This window comes from Rhodococcus sp. (in: high G+C Gram-positive bacteria), from assembly GCF_049299235.1.
In the GTDB taxonomy this organism is placed as follows: Bacteria; Actinomycetota; Actinomycetes; order Mycobacteriales; family Mycobacteriaceae; genus Rhodococcus.
Window position 1 is genome coordinate 1 of record NZ_JBAQXC010000090.1, and the last position, 15522, is coordinate 15522.

Annotated in this window: 15 protein-coding genes; 7 read left to right on the top strand and 8 right to left on the bottom strand. The window is 69.9% G+C overall.

The genetic code is table 11. The annotated features are described in order from the left end of the window. From WAX14_RS05055 to WAX14_RS05075, 5 genes are all read left to right on the top strand, one after another. The coding region (locus tag WAX14_RS05055) for an STM4014 family protein (protein ID WP_422626997.1) at positions 1-735 on the top strand (735 nt) is incomplete at its 5' end. Further along, positions 732-1586 (top strand): STM4013/SEN3800 family hydrolase, encoded by an 855-nt coding sequence (locus tag WAX14_RS05060; RefSeq protein ID WP_422626998.1) that lies wholly within the window; start codon positions 732-734, stop codon positions 1584-1586. The genes WAX14_RS05055 and WAX14_RS05060, both read left to right, overlap by 4 nt. After that, the gene (locus WAX14_RS05065; RefSeq protein WP_422626999.1) at positions 1583-2950 is read left to right on the top strand and encodes an STM4012 family radical SAM protein; all 1368 of its coding nucleotides are present in this window, start codon (positions 1583-1585) and stop codon (positions 2948-2950) included. The genes WAX14_RS05060 and WAX14_RS05065 overlap by 4 nt, the downstream gene beginning before the upstream one ends. Continuing rightward, positions 2947-3837 (top strand): STM4011 family radical SAM protein, encoded by an 891-nt coding sequence (locus WAX14_RS05070; RefSeq protein WP_422627000.1) that lies wholly within the window; start codon positions 2947-2949, stop codon positions 3835-3837. The genes WAX14_RS05065 and WAX14_RS05070 overlap by 4 nt, the downstream gene beginning before the upstream one ends. A gap of 9 nt (positions 3838-3846) precedes the next feature. After that, complete coding sequence (locus WAX14_RS05075; RefSeq protein WP_422627001.1) at positions 3847-4242, top strand: TIGR03618 family F420-dependent PPOX class oxidoreductase; 396 nt, start codon at positions 3847-3849, stop codon at positions 4240-4242. Positions 4243-4375: 133 nt separating this feature from the next. Here WAX14_RS05075 and WAX14_RS05080 read toward each other — a convergent pair whose 3' ends face one another. After that, on the bottom strand, positions 4376-5506 hold the full coding sequence (locus WAX14_RS05080) for a M24 family metallopeptidase (RefSeq protein WP_422627002.1): 1131 nt from the start codon (positions 5504-5506) through the stop codon (positions 4376-4378). A 34-nt stretch (positions 5507-5540) separates the two neighbouring features. Here WAX14_RS05080 and WAX14_RS05085 point away from each other — a divergent pair, with 34 nt between their 5' ends. Continuing rightward, on the top strand, positions 5541-6560 hold the full coding sequence (locus WAX14_RS05085) for a 5'-3' exonuclease (RefSeq protein WP_422627003.1): 1020 nt from the start codon (positions 5541-5543) through the stop codon (positions 6558-6560). 18 nt (positions 6561-6578) lie between these two features. On the opposite strand, the gene WAX14_RS05090 is transcribed toward WAX14_RS05085, so the two are convergent. The 7 genes from WAX14_RS05090 to pafA all read right to left on the bottom strand — a co-directional run bounded on the left by WAX14_RS05090 (position 6579) and on the right by pafA (position 15049). Continuing rightward, entirely contained in the window at positions 6579-7403 is an 825-nt protein-coding gene (locus WAX14_RS05090) for a DUF4333 domain-containing protein (RefSeq protein WP_422627004.1), read from the bottom strand. Positions 7404-7546: 143 nt separating this feature from the next. Beyond that, on the bottom strand, positions 7547-10270 hold the full coding sequence (locus WAX14_RS05095) for a DEAD/DEAH box helicase (protein ID WP_422627005.1): 2724 nt from the start codon (positions 10268-10270) through the stop codon (positions 7547-7549). After that, positions 10267-11196, bottom strand: coding sequence for a twin-arginine translocase subunit TatC (gene tatC, locus WAX14_RS05100; protein WP_422627006.1), 930 nt, complete (start codon positions 11194-11196; stop codon positions 10267-10269). Before tatC ends, WAX14_RS05095 begins: the two co-directional genes overlap by 4 nt. An 86-nt stretch (positions 11197-11282) precedes the next feature. Beyond that, a complete protein-coding gene (gene tatA / locus WAX14_RS05105; protein ID WP_422627007.1) occupies positions 11283-11537 on the bottom strand; it encodes a Sec-independent protein translocase subunit TatA in 255 nt (84 codons plus the stop codon). Positions 11538-11632: 95 nt separating this feature from the next. Continuing rightward, the gene (locus WAX14_RS05110; RefSeq protein ID WP_422627008.1) at positions 11633-12637 is read right to left on the bottom strand and encodes a helix-turn-helix transcriptional regulator; all 1005 of its coding nucleotides are present in this window, start codon (positions 12635-12637) and stop codon (positions 11633-11635) included. Further along, positions 12634-13632, bottom strand: coding sequence for a helix-turn-helix transcriptional regulator (locus WAX14_RS05115; protein ID WP_422627009.1), 999 nt, complete (start codon positions 13630-13632; stop codon positions 12634-12636). The genes WAX14_RS05110 and WAX14_RS05115 overlap by 4 nt, the downstream gene beginning before the upstream one ends. A gap of 58 nt (positions 13633-13690) precedes the next feature. Then, the gene (gene pafA / locus WAX14_RS05120; protein ID WP_422627010.1) at positions 13691-15049 is read right to left on the bottom strand and encodes a Pup--protein ligase; all 1359 of its coding nucleotides are present in this window, start codon (positions 15047-15049) and stop codon (positions 13691-13693) included. Positions 15050-15111: 62 nt separating this feature from the next. On the opposite strand from pafA, the gene WAX14_RS05125 reads away from it, so the two are divergent. Continuing rightward, the coding region (locus tag WAX14_RS05125) for a phosphatase PAP2 family protein (protein WP_422627011.1) at positions 15112-15522 on the top strand (411 nt) is incomplete at its 3' end.

Sequence of the window (15522 nt, forward strand, 5' to 3'; positions counted from 1 at the left end):
TGCCACACCGTGCTCGCCGCCGCCGGGGTGCCGGTACCCCAGGCGCTCGACGCCCCCGGCGCACCCCCCGTCACCGGTTGGGTCGACCTGCGGGACCGGCTCACCGCCCGCGGTTGGCATCGGGTCTTCGTCAAACCCGCACACGGCTCGTCCGCGTCCGGGGTGCTCGCGGTGCAACTGCGCCGCCGCGGCACCGACCTCGATGTGATCGCACGGGGCCCCGTCGAACTCGACGCCGGCCGTCCGTTCAACACGCTGCGCCCCGGCGTGTTCCGCGGCGAATCGGCGGTGGCACCTCTGATCGACGCCCTCGCCGATCGCCGCCTGCACGTCGAACGCTGGTTCCCGAAACTCGTGCACGCCGGCCGGGCCGTCGACGTGCGGGTGCTCGTCGTTGCCGGCACCGCGACCCACGCGGTGGTGCGGACCGCCACCGGACCGATCACCAACCTGCACCTGGGTAATGCGCGCGGCGACCTCGACACGGTGCGTGCCCTACTCGGTGTCGACGGCTGGCGGGCGGTGCTCACCGTCGCCGAACACGCCGCCGCGTGCTTTCCCCGGACCCTCACCGTCGGTGTCGACGTGCTGGTCGGTGCCACACCCACCGCGGTGGCGGTCGCCGAGGTCAACGCGTTCGGGGACCTGCTGCCGAATCTGCCCGGACTGACCCGCCCCGACCACGACCCCTACGATGCGCAGGTCGCTGCCCTCACCGAAAGAACCCTGCTGTGATCCCGACATCGCTGCCCGCCCCGCCGTTCCCGCAGATCGTCGGCAGTCACGACATCCTGTTCGTCACCCTCGACACGCTGCGCTTCGACATCGCCGCCGCCGAGTCGGCCGCCGGCCGCACCCCGAATCTGACGCGGATGCTGCCCGGCGGACTGTGGGAACGTCGCCACACTCCCGCCAGTTTCACCTTCCCTGCCCACCAGGCGTTTTTCGCCGGATTCCTGCCCACCCCCGCGGAACCGGGGCCGCACCCGCGGCTGTTCGCGGCCGCGTTCCCGGGCAGCGACTCCACCGGCGCCGACACGTGGACGTTCCCGCAGGCCACCGTCGTCGAGGCGGTCGCCGCCGAGGGCTACCGCACGGTGTGCATCGGCGGCGTCGGATTCTTCTCCGGCACCACCGCACTGGGCCGGGTCCTGCCGTCACTGTTCGAAGAGAGCTACTGGTCGACCGAGACCGGGGTGACGAACCCGGCGAGTGTCGACGCCCAACTCGATGTGCTCGCCGTGACCCTCGCGGTCGACGATCCGCGACCGCGGTTCGTGTTCGTCAACGTCGCGGCGGTGCACCAACCGAATCACTTCTATCTCGACGGGGTCGACTCCACCCCCGACACCCGGCCACCGGATGGGCCGGACAGTCACGCCGCGGCCCTGCGTTACGTCGATTCCCGGTTGCCGCGCCTGGTGGATCTGGTCACCGCCGGGCCCCGGCCGGTCTTCACCATTGTGTGCTCCGATCACGGCACCGCCTACGGCGACGGCGGGTTCGCCGGGCACCGGCTCGCCCACGACGCGGTGTGGACCGTGCCGTACGCCCACTTCGTCCTACCCGCCGGGGAGGCCCGATGACCCTGCACGATGCGACGAGCCTGCTCGAGGGGACCGGCGCGGTCGATCTCGACGGGTCCCCCTACCAGGGCTACCTGTACGCCTACCCACACAAGACCGCCTACCGGCCGCTGGATCCGGCGCCGCCGCTGCGGCGGGTGTGGTCCGGGCAGGACCGAGATTCCCTGTTCCTGTACGCGCACATCCCGTTCTGCGAAATGCGCTGCGGCTTCTGCAATCTGTTCACCACCGCGAACCCACCCGCCGGGCGGGTCGCCACCTACCTCGACGCGTTGCGCCGCCAAGCCGGTCAGGTCCGCGACGAACTCGACGCGGCCGGGGAAGACCCCGCCCGGTTCGCGACCGCGGCGATCGGCGGCGGCACCCCCACCTACCTCGACGCCCGCGAACTCGACACCCTGTTCGGTATCCTCACCGACTTCGCCCCGGAACTGGCGACCATTCCCGTCGGCGTCGAAACGTCACCGGCCACCGCCACCGCCGACCGGCTCGCGGTGCTCGCCGATCGCGGCGTGCACCGCATCAGCATGGGTGTGCAAAGTTTCCTCGACCGGGAAGCCCACGCCGCGGGCCGCCCCCAGAAACGCGCCGAGGTCGACGCGGCCGTGGACCGGCTGCACAGCGGCGGCTTCGGCATCGTGAACCTCGACCTGATCTACGGCATCGACGGGCAAACCCCCGACACCTGGCAGTACTCCCTCGACACCGCCCTCACCTGGCGACCCGAGGAAATCTACCTGTATCCGCTGTACGTGCGGCCCCTGACCGGACTGGGTCGACGCGCCGGACACGGACCCGACACCGGCTGGGACACCCGACGTCTCGCGTTGTACCGGCAGGGCGTCGAGACCCTCCTCGCCGCCGGCTACCGGCAGCAGTCGATGCGGCAGTTCCGGCGCGTCGACATTCCCGACCTCATCACCGACTACTGCTGCCAGGACGACGGCATGATCGGTCTCGGTGTCGGCGCCCGCTCCTACACCACCGACCTGCACTACTCGTTCGACTACGCGGTGGGGGTACCGGCGGTCCGTGCCATCATCGACGACTACACCGGCACCGACGACTACACCCGCGCCACCGTCGGAGTCACCCTCGACGAGCACGAACAGAAACGGCGGTGGCTGATCAAGACGCTGCTGCGCGCGGACGGTGTCGACCTCACCGCCTACCGTGCGCGTTTCGGCAGCGACCTCTGCGACGACATCCCCGGTCTCGGTGTTCTCACCGAACGCGGCTGGACCCACACCCCCGGTGCGCGACTGCAGCTGACCGACACCGGGCTGGCCCACTCCGACCTGATCGGACCGTGGCTGGTGTCCGACACAATCCGCGCCGGCATGGCCGCGGCGGACCTGCGATGACCGCACACCTGACCGTGCTCTACCGCGGTCCCCTCGCCAGCTGCAACTACGACTGCCCCTACTGTCCGTTCGCGAAACGACGCGACAGCCCCGCGACCCTGCGCACCGACCGGGCCGCACTCGACCGGTTCCGTGACTGGGCCACCCGCAATCCCGAACGGCACCACCGGCTGTCGATCCTGTTCACCCCGTGGGGGGAAGCCCTGACCCGCTCCTGGTACCGCGATACCGTCGTGGCGCTGTCGCATCTGCCGCACGTCGGTACCGTCGCCGTCCAGACGAATCTTTCCTCGCGCACCGGCTGGCTCGCCGCCGCCGACCGCACCCGGGTGGCGTTGTGGTGCACCTACCATCCCGGTGAAGTTCCCCTCGACCGGTTCGTGGACCGCTGCACCGAACTCGACAGGCTCGGTATCCGGCACTCGGTCGGGGTCGTCGGCCTCGCCGACCGGATCGACGAGGCGACGGCCCTGCGCGCGGCCCTGCCGTCCTCGACGTATCTGTGGGTGAACGCCGAGGACGGGCGCAGCTACGACGCAGCGGAGGAAGCCGCGTGGACCGCCCTGGATCCGCTGTTCGGCTATTCGGCGCGGGCCCACCCCAGCGCCGGCCGGCCGTGCCGCACCGGGGACAGTGTGATCAGTGTCGACGGGGACGGTCTGGTGCGGCGCTGCCACTTCGTCGACACCCCGCTCGGGAACCTGTACGACGGTTCGTATCATGCGGCGCTGCGCCCCCGGGCGTGCCCGAACACGCTGTGCGACTGCCACATCGGATACGTGCATCTGCAGGATCTGCCGCTGTACGAGGTGTTCGCCGGTGGTGTCGTCGAACGGGTTCCGGCGCTGCTGCCGGTGCCGGCGGCCCCGTCGGGCCGAGCGCTCTAGGCTCACGGGATGGCCCGCACCCCGGACGCGCTCGGCGAGCGCGCATCGCACTTCCTGTCCGAACGTCACCTCGGCACGCTCGCGACGCTCCGCAAGGACGGCACCCCGCACCTGGTGGTGGTCGGATTCACCTGGGATCCACACGCCCGGTTGGTGCGGGTGATCACCAACGCCGGATCACAGAAGGCGCTCAACGCGGACCGTGGTGGGTACGCTGCCGTCTCCCAGGTGGACGGCGGTCGCTGGCTCACCCTCGAAGGCTCCGTACGGGTCCGCGACGACGCGGGCGCCGTCGCCGCCGGCGTCGCACGCTACACCCGGCGGTACCGGCCGCCGCGCGAGAATCCGACGCGGGTGGTCGTCGAGATCGCCGTGGAGCGGGTGATGGGATCGGTCCTGGACTGACCCCTGTCTCCCGCCCGTCCCGTCGGAGCGAAGGGCACATTCGGTCGATCCGGCGAGACGGGCGATACATTCGCTCGCTCTCCGGCGGCAGCCGGCGCCGCTGCGGTGACGACGTGGACGTCATGGCCGACACTCAGCCCGGCAGTACCGTCAACCCGTGCGGCCGGCGGTTCACCGACTCGCAGCCGTCGGCGGTGACCACCACGATGTCCTCGATGCGGGCACCCCACTCGCCGCGGAAATAGATACCCGGTTCGATGCTGAACGCCATGCCGGGACGCAGTTCGTCGGTGTTCCCGCCCACGATGTACGGCTCCTCGTGCACCGACAGGCCGATGCCGTGCCCGGTGCGGTGCACGAACGCCTCCCCCAACCCCTGCGCGGCCAGCAGGTCACGGGCCGCGGCATCGACCGATTCGGCGGTCACCCCCGGCCGAACCGCATCGACCGCGGCCTGCTGTGCCGCCTCGAGCACGGCGATCTTCGCGGCCACGTCCGGATCGGGCTCGCCGAGGCTGTAGGTGCGGGTCGAATCGGAGTTGTAGCCGGGGTCGACGGGCCCGCCGATGTCGATCACCACGATGTCCCCGGACTCGAGGACCCGATCGGACACCTCGTGGTGCGGGTCGGCGCCGTGCGGACCCGATCCGACGATGACGAACGCCGCCTCGGTGTGTCCTGCGGCGAGGATCGCCGCGGAGATGTCCACGGCCACCTCGGCTTCGGTGCGGCCCGGCCGTAGCCACTCACCCATCCGGGCGTGGACCCGGTCGATCGCGGCGCCGGCCCGCCGCAGTGCCTCGATCTCGTTGTCGTCCTTGACCATCCGCAACTCACGCAGCACCTCGGTGGCCAGCACCGGAACCGACCCGATCAACCCCGCCAACGGCACCAGGTGCAGGGCGGGCATCGCATCGGTCACCGCGGTCCGCGCGGCGGCCGGCAGCAGCGCCGCCACCAGTTCGTACGGGTTCTGTCCGTCCACCCAGTCCCGCACCGGCACCCCGAGATCGGTGACGGCCGAGTCGTTCAGCGACGCCAACTCGAGCCGCGGCACCACCACCGTCGCCGCGCTGCCGTCGGTGGGTATCACCAGGCAGGTGAGCCGTTCGAAGGATTCGGCGCGGGACCCGAGCAGATACCGCAGATCCGGGCCGGGGGTGACGAGGAGGGCATCGAGTCCGGCGGCACGACCGAACTCGGCGGCGCGGGTGAGCCGTTCGGCGTAGCAGGCGGCGGGGAAGCGGGATGCGGCAGCACTCATGGATCCAAGAGTAGTGCGATCTCGGGATGGCAGGATGTGGACCGTGACGACATCTGTGACCACCGGGACCGAGGAAATCGGCCGGCGCCCGCTGTTGCTGATCGACGGGGCGAGCATGTGGTTCCGCGCCTACTATGCGCTGCCCGACTCGATCACCGCACCCGACGGCCGGCCGGTCAACGCGGTGCGCGGCTTCACCGACATGATGGCCTCACTGATCACCCGGCACCGGCCGCACCGTCTGGTGGTGTGCCTGGACCTGGATTGGCGACCGGCCTTCCGGGTCGCCGCGGTGCCCAGCTACAAGGCGCACCGGGTCGCCGCTGTTCTCGATGGAACCGAGACAGGCGGCCCCCAGACAGGTGGCACCGAGGAGGACGTCCCCGACACCCTGACCCCGCAGGTACCGATGATCCTCGACGTGCTGGCCGCGGCCGGGATCGCCACCGGCGGCGCCGTCGGCTTCGAAGCCGACGATGTTCTCGGCACCCTCGCCGCCCGCGAAACCACCGATCCGGTGATCGTGGTCAGCGGTGACCGCGACCTGCTGCAGGTCGTCGCCGACGATCCGGTCCGGGTGCGGGTGCTTTACGTCGGGCGGGGCTTGGCGAAGGCGGAACTGTTCGGCCCTGTCGAGGTCGCCGGCAGATACGGTGTGCCCGCCGACCGGGCCGGGGCCGCCTACGCCGAGCTGGCGTTGCTGCGCGGGGACCCGTCGGACGGTCTGCCGGGCGTCAAGGGTGTCGGCGAGAAGACCGCCTCGAGTCTGCTGCTGCAGTACGGGTCGCTCGACGGACTGCGGGCGGCCGCGACAGATCCCGGCTCCGGCATGGCCAAGGGCGTGCGCGCCAAATTGGGTGCGGCCGCCGACTATCTGGACGCGGCGCTTCCCGTGGTGCAGGTCGCGCGGGACGCCCCGGTCGAACTGTCCACCACCGACGACCTGCCGGCCCGACCGGCCGATGCTGCGGCGCTGTCGGTATTGGCAGACACACTCGGGATCGGGCGGTCGGTCACGACGCTGACCACGGCGCTGGCCGCGGCCGCCGACTGACCGGACCGCCCGGATCCATCAGTTGGGGCGGCTGACCTCGTAGGTGCCCTGGTCGTCGGTGAAGGTCAGGGTGACCGACCGGTGCTGCCCGTCGACCGTCACCGTGCAGTCGAAGCTCTTGCCCGACTCGACCTTCTGGCCGCCGGGGCAGGACACGTCGTCGACCGCGGTGGCGCCGTAGGACTGGGTCAGCACCTTCGCAACTCCGGCCTCGGCGGCGGTGGCGTCCAGGGTCTTCGAACCGAGGGCCGTGATCACGAAGAATCCGATGATGCCGAGGACCACCACGACGGCAAGCGCACCGAGGCCGATGATCAGCGGCTTCTTCGATGTCGTCGGCTGCTGACCGGGCTGCTGGCCCCACTGCTGCTGTGGTTGGCCGGGTTGTTGTCCCCACGGCTGGCCGGGTTGTGGTTGGCCGGGTTGTGGTTGTTGTCCCCACGGCTGTCCGGGCTGTGGTTGGCCGGGTTGAGGCTGCTGGCCCCACTGCTGCTGTGGCTGGCCCGGCTGCTGTGGCTGACCCGGTTGCTGTCCCCACTGCGGTTGTCCGGGCTGTGGCTGCTGGCCCCACTGCTGTGGTTGGCCCGGTTGCTGGCCCCACTGCGGTTGTCCGGGCTGTGGCTGCTGGCCCCACTGCTGACCGGGCTGCGGTTGACCGGGCTGTGCCTGTTGCCCCCACTGCTGACCGGACTGTTGCCCCCACTGCTGGCCGGCCGTCGGTGCATCGAACGCCTGTGTCGGGCTCGCGCCCTGCGCGGCGCTCCCCGGCGGCGCCCACTGCTGGGTCGGTTCCTGACCGGCCGCGTTACCGGTCTGGTCCTGCGGTTCGTTCGGCCCGCTCATCGTCGCCTCCACTCACTTCACTTTGTTGATCAACCGTAGTGCCCCACCCACCGCGTGGAAGCCATGCCGCAGCGCGAATCAAACCACATCGCACCGTGGTCGTGCCCGGCGACTCCGGCGGCACCGCCGTTCCGGTCGGGCGATCACACCGCGTCGACGGCGACAACACCGCGCCGGATCGCGGCGACGGCCCGACCCGCCGCCTTCACGATCTCCGGATCATGGGCGCACGTGCGGATCTGGTCGAGCAGGTCGATCACCTGCCGGCACCAGCGCACGAAATCTCCGGCCGACAGGTCGCGGCTGCCGCCACCGGCCGCGAGCAACGCCTCGACCAGCGACTGGGTGGTCACCCACGTGTACAGTGCCGCCACGAACCCGAGATCCGGTTCGCGTGTCGGCGGCAGCTTGTGCCGAATCTCGTCGGCCCGCAACCCGTCACACACCCGCACCGTCTCGGCGAGCGCATGCCGCGACGGTGCGGTCGGCCCGCGCACCGCGACCGCCGCTTCGGCCCGCGACTCGTACACCACCGACGACACCACCGCGGCGAGCTCGGCCGGGGACAACCCGGCCCACACCCGCTGCCGCAGGCATTCGGCGACCAACAGATCGGTCTCACCGTAGATGCGGGCCAGCCGCTCCCCGGCGTCGGTCGTCGACGGATCCGGCCCCTCGGTCAGATAGCCGCGGTCGGTGAGCAGCGCGACGATCCGCTCGAACGTCCGGGACAACGAATTCGTCGTCGCCGCGACCTTCTGCCGTTGCTGCGACACCTCCCGGACGAGCCGATGGTAGCGGTCCCCGATCCGGGCGAGCTTCTCAAGTTCCGGGTCCGTGCGCGCCGGATGCTGCCGCAACCGACGCCGCGCCGCGTCGATCTCCCTGGTGTCCCCACCGGTCTTGGTGCGTTTGGGTCGGCGGGGCATCGGAATGCCCGTCGACCGCAACGACGACGCGAGATCACGCCGTCCCCGGCCGGTGCGGTGATCGACGTGGCGGGGCAACCGCAACCGGCCCAGCACCTGCGCGGGCGCCGGGAAATCCGCGGCCGACAATCGGCCGGACCACGCGTCGGCGGTCACCACCAGCGGCCGCGGATCGTCGACGGAGGAGTCGGCGTCGATCACCACGGCAAGTCCGGTGCGGCGCCCGCCGGGTACCGCGACGATGTCGCCGCGCCGCAACACCGACAACGATTCGACGGCCGCGCGGCGACGTTCCTGCCGGCTCTGCCGTTCGTGGGCCCGTTCGAGGTCGGTCAGTTCCGCCCGCAACCGCAGGTAGTCGAGAATGTCGCTGTCCTCGCCACCGAGCCGGTCCCGCAACTCCACCAGGGCCGCGTCGTTGCGTTCGATGCTGCGGGTCAGCCCGACCACCGACTTGTCGGCCTGGAACTGCGCGAACGACTGCTCGAGCAATGCCCGGGACCGGTCCACACCGACCGCGTCGATGAGGTTGACGGCCATGTTGTAGGACGGCCGGAACGAACTGCGCAGCGGGAACGTGCGGGTCGAGGCGAGCCCGGCCACCGCGGTCGGTTCCACACCGGGCTGCCACAGCACCACCGCGTGCCCCTCGACGTCGATGCCACGACGCCCGGCACGACCGGTGAGCTGCGTGTATTCCCCGGGGGTCAGTTCGGCGTGAGTTTCCCCGTTGTATTTGACCAGTCGTTCGAGGACGACGGTGCGGGCAGGCATGTTGATGCCGAGCGCGAGTGTTTCGGTGGCGAACACCGCCCGCACCAGGCCGCGCACGAACAGGTCTTCGACGGTGTGCCGGAACGCGGGCAGCATCCCCGCGTGATGTGCGGCGATGCCGCGTTCGAGGGCGGTGCGCCACTGTGCGTACCCGAGCACTTCGAGGTCGGCGCGGGGCAGGTCACGGGTATGTTCGTCGACGACCGCCCGGATCTGCGCGCTCTCCTCGTCGGTGGTGAGCCGGATTCCGCTGCGGAGACATTGGGTGACGGCGGCGTCGCAGCCGGCGCGGCTGAACACGAACGTGATCGCCGGGAGCAGCCCGTCGCGGTCCAACCGGGTGATGACCTCCGGTCGCGGCAACGGCCGGTATCGACCGTTGCCGTGGCCCCGGTCCCACGCGTCGGCACGATCGAGCGACATCCGTCGCCGCACCTGCGCGAGCAGTTCGGGATTCACCACGATCCCGCGTCGCCCCCCGTCGGGGTGGGCGGCGGTGTCGAACAGGTCGTGGATGCGGGAGCCGACCATCATGTGCTGGTGCAGCGGAATCGGCCGTACCTCGTCGACGACGACGGTGGTGTCGCCGCGCACCGTGGTGATCCAGTCCCCGAACTCTTCGGCGTTGGACACGGTCGCGGACAGGCTGACCAGTCGGACGTCCTCGGGCAGGTGCAGGATGACTTCTTCCCACACGGCGCCGCGGAACCGGTCGGCGAGGAAATGCACCTCGTCCATCACCACGTGCGTCAACCCGATCAGGCTCGTCGACGACGCGTAGATCATGTTGCGCAGCACCTCGGTGGTCATCACCAGCACCGGCGCGTCCGCGTTGATCGATTGGTCGCCGGTGAGCAACCCGACCGCGTCCTTGCCGTGGCGGGCGGACAGGTCCGCGTACTTCTGGTTGCTCAACGCCTTGATCGGTGTGGTGTAGAAGCATTTTCCGCCGGCGTGCAACGCCAGGTGCACGGCGAATTCACCGACGATGGTCTTGCCTGCGCCGGTCGGTGCGCACACCAGCACCGAGTGCCCGCCGTCGAGGGCCCGGCACGCCCGTACCTGGAACGGGTCGAGGGGGAACGGCAGCGCCGAGGTGAAATCGTCGAGCCGATCGGGACCGGTGCCGGACGTGGACTGGTCGGTCACGGGCTGATCGGTCACAGCGTGTCGGAATAGTCGGACTGCGCCGAGGTGGGTCGCTCGACCGGGGTCGGCGCGGAGATCGGGGAACTCTCCTCGTCGTCGAGGTCGCCCCAGCCGTCCTCCCGCGCGCGGCGCGCCCGACGCTTGTCGTTGAACCGCGCGATCTGGATGGCGACCTCGAGCAGCAGCGTCAACGCCGCGGCGAGCGCGATCATCGAGAACGGATCCTGGCCGGGGGTGGCGACGGCCGCGAACACGAACATCGCCATGATCAGGCCCCGCCGCCACGACTTGAGTTTCGCGTAGGACAGGACGCCGACCGCGTTGAGCGCGACGATCACCAGTGGAATTTCGAACGATACCCCGAAAATGATCAGCAGATTGATCATGAACCCGAAGTATTCGGAGCCGGACAGGGCCGTGACCTGCACATCGTTACCGACGGTGAGCAGGAACGACAGGGCGTGGGTGACGACCAGATACGCCAGGACCGCGCCGGTGACGAACAGCAACGCACCGGAGACGACGAAACCGATAGCGTAGCGACGTTCCTTCGAGTACAGACCGGGGGTGATGAACGCCCACAACTGGTACAGCCACACCGGGCAGGCCAACACGACACCCGCGGCCGCCGCGACCTTCAGTCGCAACATGAACTGTTCGAACGGGCCGGTCGCGAGGAGATGGCAACCGCCGTCGGCGCTGATGTCGGCGCGGGACGACGCGGGCAGCGAACAGTACGGGTCGAGCAGGATCGAACCGAGGCTGGGCAGCCCGAAGATGTTACGGCTGTACCAGACGAACCCGAGGATGGTGGTGAGCACCACCACGGCGAGCGCGATCAGGAGACGGGTGCGCAGTTCGTACAGGTGCTCGACCAGCGACATGGTGCCGTCGGGGTTGGTCGTGCGCCGGCGTCGGCGCGGATCGAACGGGATGCGCACGTGCGGTTCTCAGCTCCTGTCGAGACCCCCGGTTCAGCGGAGGACCGGGGCACCCGTGGTGGATACCCCGGTGGGTTGGTCGAGGGTCAGGCCGACCGCGGTTCGGTGTGCGTCGCCTCGGCGGCGGTCGTGTCGCCGGTCCGGCCGGCCGGCAGCGGGTTCGGTGCCGCCTGCGCGGATGCCGACCCGGTGTCGTCGTTCTGCATCTCCTTGACTTCGCTCTTGAAGATGCGCAGCGACCGGCCGAGACCGCGCGCGGCGTCCGGGAGCTTCTTCGAGCCGAACAGGATCACGACGACGATCGCGACGATGGCCCAATGCCACGGGCTCATTGCACCCATTATCTACCTCCACTGATGGTGTGCTGCCGATGCTACCGGACCGGCGCACGGCCGAGCCGCGGCCACAGCCGATCGACGGGGAGTTCCCCGGAGATTCACGGGTCCGTAACCGGGCGCGGCCCGGGGTCGTCGACCGCGTCGTCGAATGCGAGGGTGTCGTACGCGTCGAGCGCCGCCTCGGCCCGCGCCCGTACCGAGGCCACCAGATCCGCCGGGCCGAGCACCGTCACCCCGCTGCCGAGGCCGACCACCAGGCGCGTGACCCACTCCGGTGACGCGAACCGCAAGACCGCGGTGCACGACCCGTCCGGCCGCACGTGCACATCGGTGAGCGGGTAGTAGTCGATCAGCCAGCTGTAGCCCGCCGCAATCCGAAGTCGGGCCGCCGGCAGGGTCGGATCGCCGGCGAACAATTCGAAACTGTCCGCGTCGTCGGCCGCGGCGGGTGGCCGCGCCGGTTCGGGCAGTTCCGTGGCCGCATCGATCCGGTCGAACCGGAACAGCCGCACCCCTTCCGCCGTGCGGCACCATCCCTGCAGGTAGGTGTGTTCGTCGACGAGCACCACCCGGATGGGGTCGACGTCCCGTTCCGACACGGTGTCCCGCGACGCCGAATAATAGGTCAGGTGCAGGGCACGACCGTGACGCACCGCCGCCCGCACGGTCGCCGCGACCGGATCGTCGGCCACCGCGACCGGTGTCTCGTCCTCGTCGTCGGCGGCGGCGCTGCCCGCGGCCGCTTCGATCTTCGCGATGGCGCCCTGCGCCGCCGACGGATCGACCACCCCCGGCATCTCCAGCAGCGACCGCAACGCCACCAGCAGCGCCGTCGCCTCCGTCGACGTCAACCGCAACGGCCGGTCCATGCCCGCGGTGAACGTCACCACGATGCTGTCCTCCGACAGCGACAGGTCGATGAGATCGCCGGGCCCGTACCCGGGTAGACCACACACCCACAGCTGGTTGAGATCGTCCATGATCTGCTTCGGGGTCACCCCCAGATCGCGGGCCGCCTCGGCCGCGCTGATCCCCGGGTTCGCCGTGAAGTACGGCACCAGATTGAGCAGCCGCGTCAGCCGCCCCGACAGTCGTGTACTCACCGCTTTCCCTCCACGGTCGCTCCGGCGACCACCCGCGTCAGAATTCCCCGCACCTGGTCCCGCAACTCGGCCGGCGCCAGTACCAGGGCGTCGACGCCCTGCCCGGCGATCACCCGGGCGATCCAACTCCACGACCGCACCGGCACCTCAAGCACCGTACCGTCGCGCTCCCCTATCCGGAGCCGCCCGGTGTCACTGCCGAGCCGGCGCAATTCCGCTGCCCGCCCGTCCGGCACCCACACCCGCGCCGCCCCGGTGACGTCGCCGGTGCTGGTCGCGGCGAGAACCCGCGCCCGCAGGTCCGTGCCCGCCGGGATGACGACGGCACCGGCCGGGCCGAACGCGGTGACCTCGTCGCCGATCCGGGAGAGCCGGAAGGTGCGGGTCGCGTCGCGGTCACGATCGTGCCCGACCAGATACCAGCGGCCGTGCACGGTGACGATGCCCCACGGTTCGACGGTGCGCCGGGTCCACGCATCGGTCGGTGACCCGCGATGCTCGAAGCGCACGGCGCGGCGCGCGTCGATCGCGGCGAGCAACGCGTGCAGCGCCGGTTCCGAACCGCGGGTCCGCGCCGGCAGCGATGTCACCGTCCCGGTCGGATCACCATCGACCTGCACCCCTGCCGCCCGCAGTTTCAGCAGGGCACTCTGCGCCGCCGACGTCAACTCCGGGGACGACCACAACGCCGCCGCGACCGCGACCGCCGCGGTTTCCGCGCTGGTCAGTGCGATGTCGGGCAGTTCGTAGGCGTCCCGGTTGATGCGATAGCCCTCGACCGTCGAATATCGGGACGGCATGCCCGTCTCCAGTGGGATACCCAGGTCGCGCAGTTCGTTCTTGTCGCGCTCGAACATGCGGCTGAACGCCTCGTCGCTCGCCGAGTCCGCATACCCGGCCACCGACGCGCGGATCTTCTCCGCGGTCAGGAACTGGCGGGTGGACAGCAACGCGATGACCAGGTTGACCAGCCGTTCGACTTTCGAGATCGCCACGCCGGCAAGCCTAGTGCCACACCCGCGACCGTCCGCGGGCGTGGCCGTGCGACACGCGTTACATCGACGCGATCAACCGCTCCACACGTTCGTCGACGGACCGGAACGGGTCCTTGCACAGCACGGTCCGCTGCGCCTGATCGTTGAGTTTGAGGTGCACCCAGTCGACGGTGAAGTCGCGGCCCGCGGCCTGCGCCGCGGCGATGAAATCACCGCGCAGCTTCGCGCGGGTGGTCTGCGGTGGCGTGTTCACGGCCGCATCGACGGCCTCGTCGTCGGTGGCACGCGCCGCCAGCCCCTTGCGTTGCAGCAGATCGAACACCCCGCGGCCACGTTTGATGTCGTGGTACGCCAGGTCCAACTGGGCGATCTTCGGGTCCGCCAGTTCCATGCCGTACCGGTCCTGGTACCGCTGGAACAGTTTGCGTTTGATCACCCAGTCGACCTCGGTGTCGACCTTCGCGAAGTCCTGCGACTCGACCGCGTCGAGCACCCGGCCCCACAGGTCCACCACCTGGGCGACGTGCGGATCCGGTTCGCGGCTGCGCAGATAGTCGACGGCCCGCGCATGATATTCACGTTGGATGTCGAGGGCGCTGGCCTGCCGCCCCCCGGCCAGCCGCACCGGGCGCCGCCCGGTCAGGTCATGACTGACCTCCCGGATCGCGCGGATCGGATTGTCCAACGCGAAATCCCGGAACGCGACACCCGCCTCGATCATCTCGAGTACCAACGCCGCCGACCCCACCTTGAGCATCGTGGTGGTTTCGGACATGTTGGAATCACCGACGATCACATGCAGCCGCCGGTACTTCTCCGCATCGGCGTGCGGTTCGTCGCGGGTGTTGATGATCGGCCGGGACCGGGTGGTCGCCGACGAGACACCCTCCCAGATGTGTTCGGCGCGCTGCGACAGACAGAACGTCGCCGCCTTCGGGGTTTGCAGCACCTTTCCCGCACCACAGATCAGCTGGCGGGTCACCAGGAACGGCAGCAACACATCGGAGATCCGGGAGAACTCTCCCACCCGCGCCACCAGAAAATTCTCGTGACAGCCGTACGAATTACCGGCCGAGTCGGTGTTGTTCTTGAACAGGTAGATGTCGCCGCCGATGCCCTCCTCGGCGAGGCGCTGCTCGGCGTCGAGAAGCAGGTCCTCGAGGACGCGTTCCCCGGCGTGGTCGTGTTCGACGAGCTGCAACAGGTCGTCGCATTCGGCGGTCGCGTACTCCGGATGCGACCCCACATCGAGATACAACCGCGCTCCGTTGCGCAGGAACACGTTGGAGCTGCGACCCCACGACACGACCCGCCGGAACAGGTATCGGGCCACCTCGTCCGGGCTCAGCCTGCGATGCCCGTGGAAGGTACACGTGACGCCGAATTCCGTCTCGATACCCATGATTCGTCGCTGCACACTTCGACAGTACCGCTCCGATGTGGCGACCATCGGCGGCAACGGCATCTACGGTCGAAGCTGTGATCTTCGATGCCACCGCGTGGAACCGCGCAGACGCCACCGCGTGGAACCGCGCAGACCGTGCCTTGTTCGAACGCAGCGTCGCGCTGCGCCCATCCCCCACCGACCCGGCGTTGCGTCGACTCAGCCGCATCGCCGATCACAGCGTGCTGTGGCTGGGGTGCGCCGCACTGTGCATCGCGGCGGGCGGGTCGGCGCGGCGCGGCGCGGTGCGCGGACTGCTGTCGGTCGCCGCGTCCAGTGCGCTCGCCAACGGGGTACTCAAACCACTGTTGCCGCGGCGACGCCCACCGGCGCGCGTCGAACCCCATTTCCGCCGGCGGATGGTGCCGATGCCCACCTCGTCGTCGTTCCCGTCCGGGCACGCCGCATCCGCCGCGGCCTTCGTCACCGGACTCGCCCTCGAATCC

Bases quoted from the DNA above. Each gene is read 5' to 3' on its own strand.
- WAX14_RS05085 (WP_422627003.1), top strand. From the start codon at position 5,541: ATGTGGACCGTGACGACATCTGTGACCACCGGGACCGAGGAAATCGGC.
- WAX14_RS05080 (WP_422627002.1), bottom strand. From the start codon at position 5,506: ATGAGTGCTGCCGCATCCCGCTTCCCCGCCGCCTGCTACGCCGAACGG.
- tatA (WP_422627007.1), bottom strand. From the start codon at position 11,537: ATGGGTGCAATGAGCCCGTGGCATTGGGCCATCGTCGCGATCGTCGTC.
- WAX14_RS05070 (WP_422627000.1), top strand. From the start codon at position 2,947: ATGACCGCACACCTGACCGTGCTCTACCGCGGTCCCCTCGCCAGCTGC.
- WAX14_RS05065 (WP_422626999.1), top strand. From the start codon at position 1,583: ATGACCCTGCACGATGCGACGAGCCTGCTCGAGGGGACCGGCGCGGTC.
- WAX14_RS05075 (WP_422627001.1), top strand. From the start codon at position 3,847: ATGGCCCGCACCCCGGACGCGCTCGGCGAGCGCGCATCGCACTTCCTG.
- WAX14_RS05090 (WP_422627004.1), bottom strand. From the start codon at position 7,403: ATGAGCGGGCCGAACGAACCGCAGGACCAGACCGGTAACGCGGCCGGT.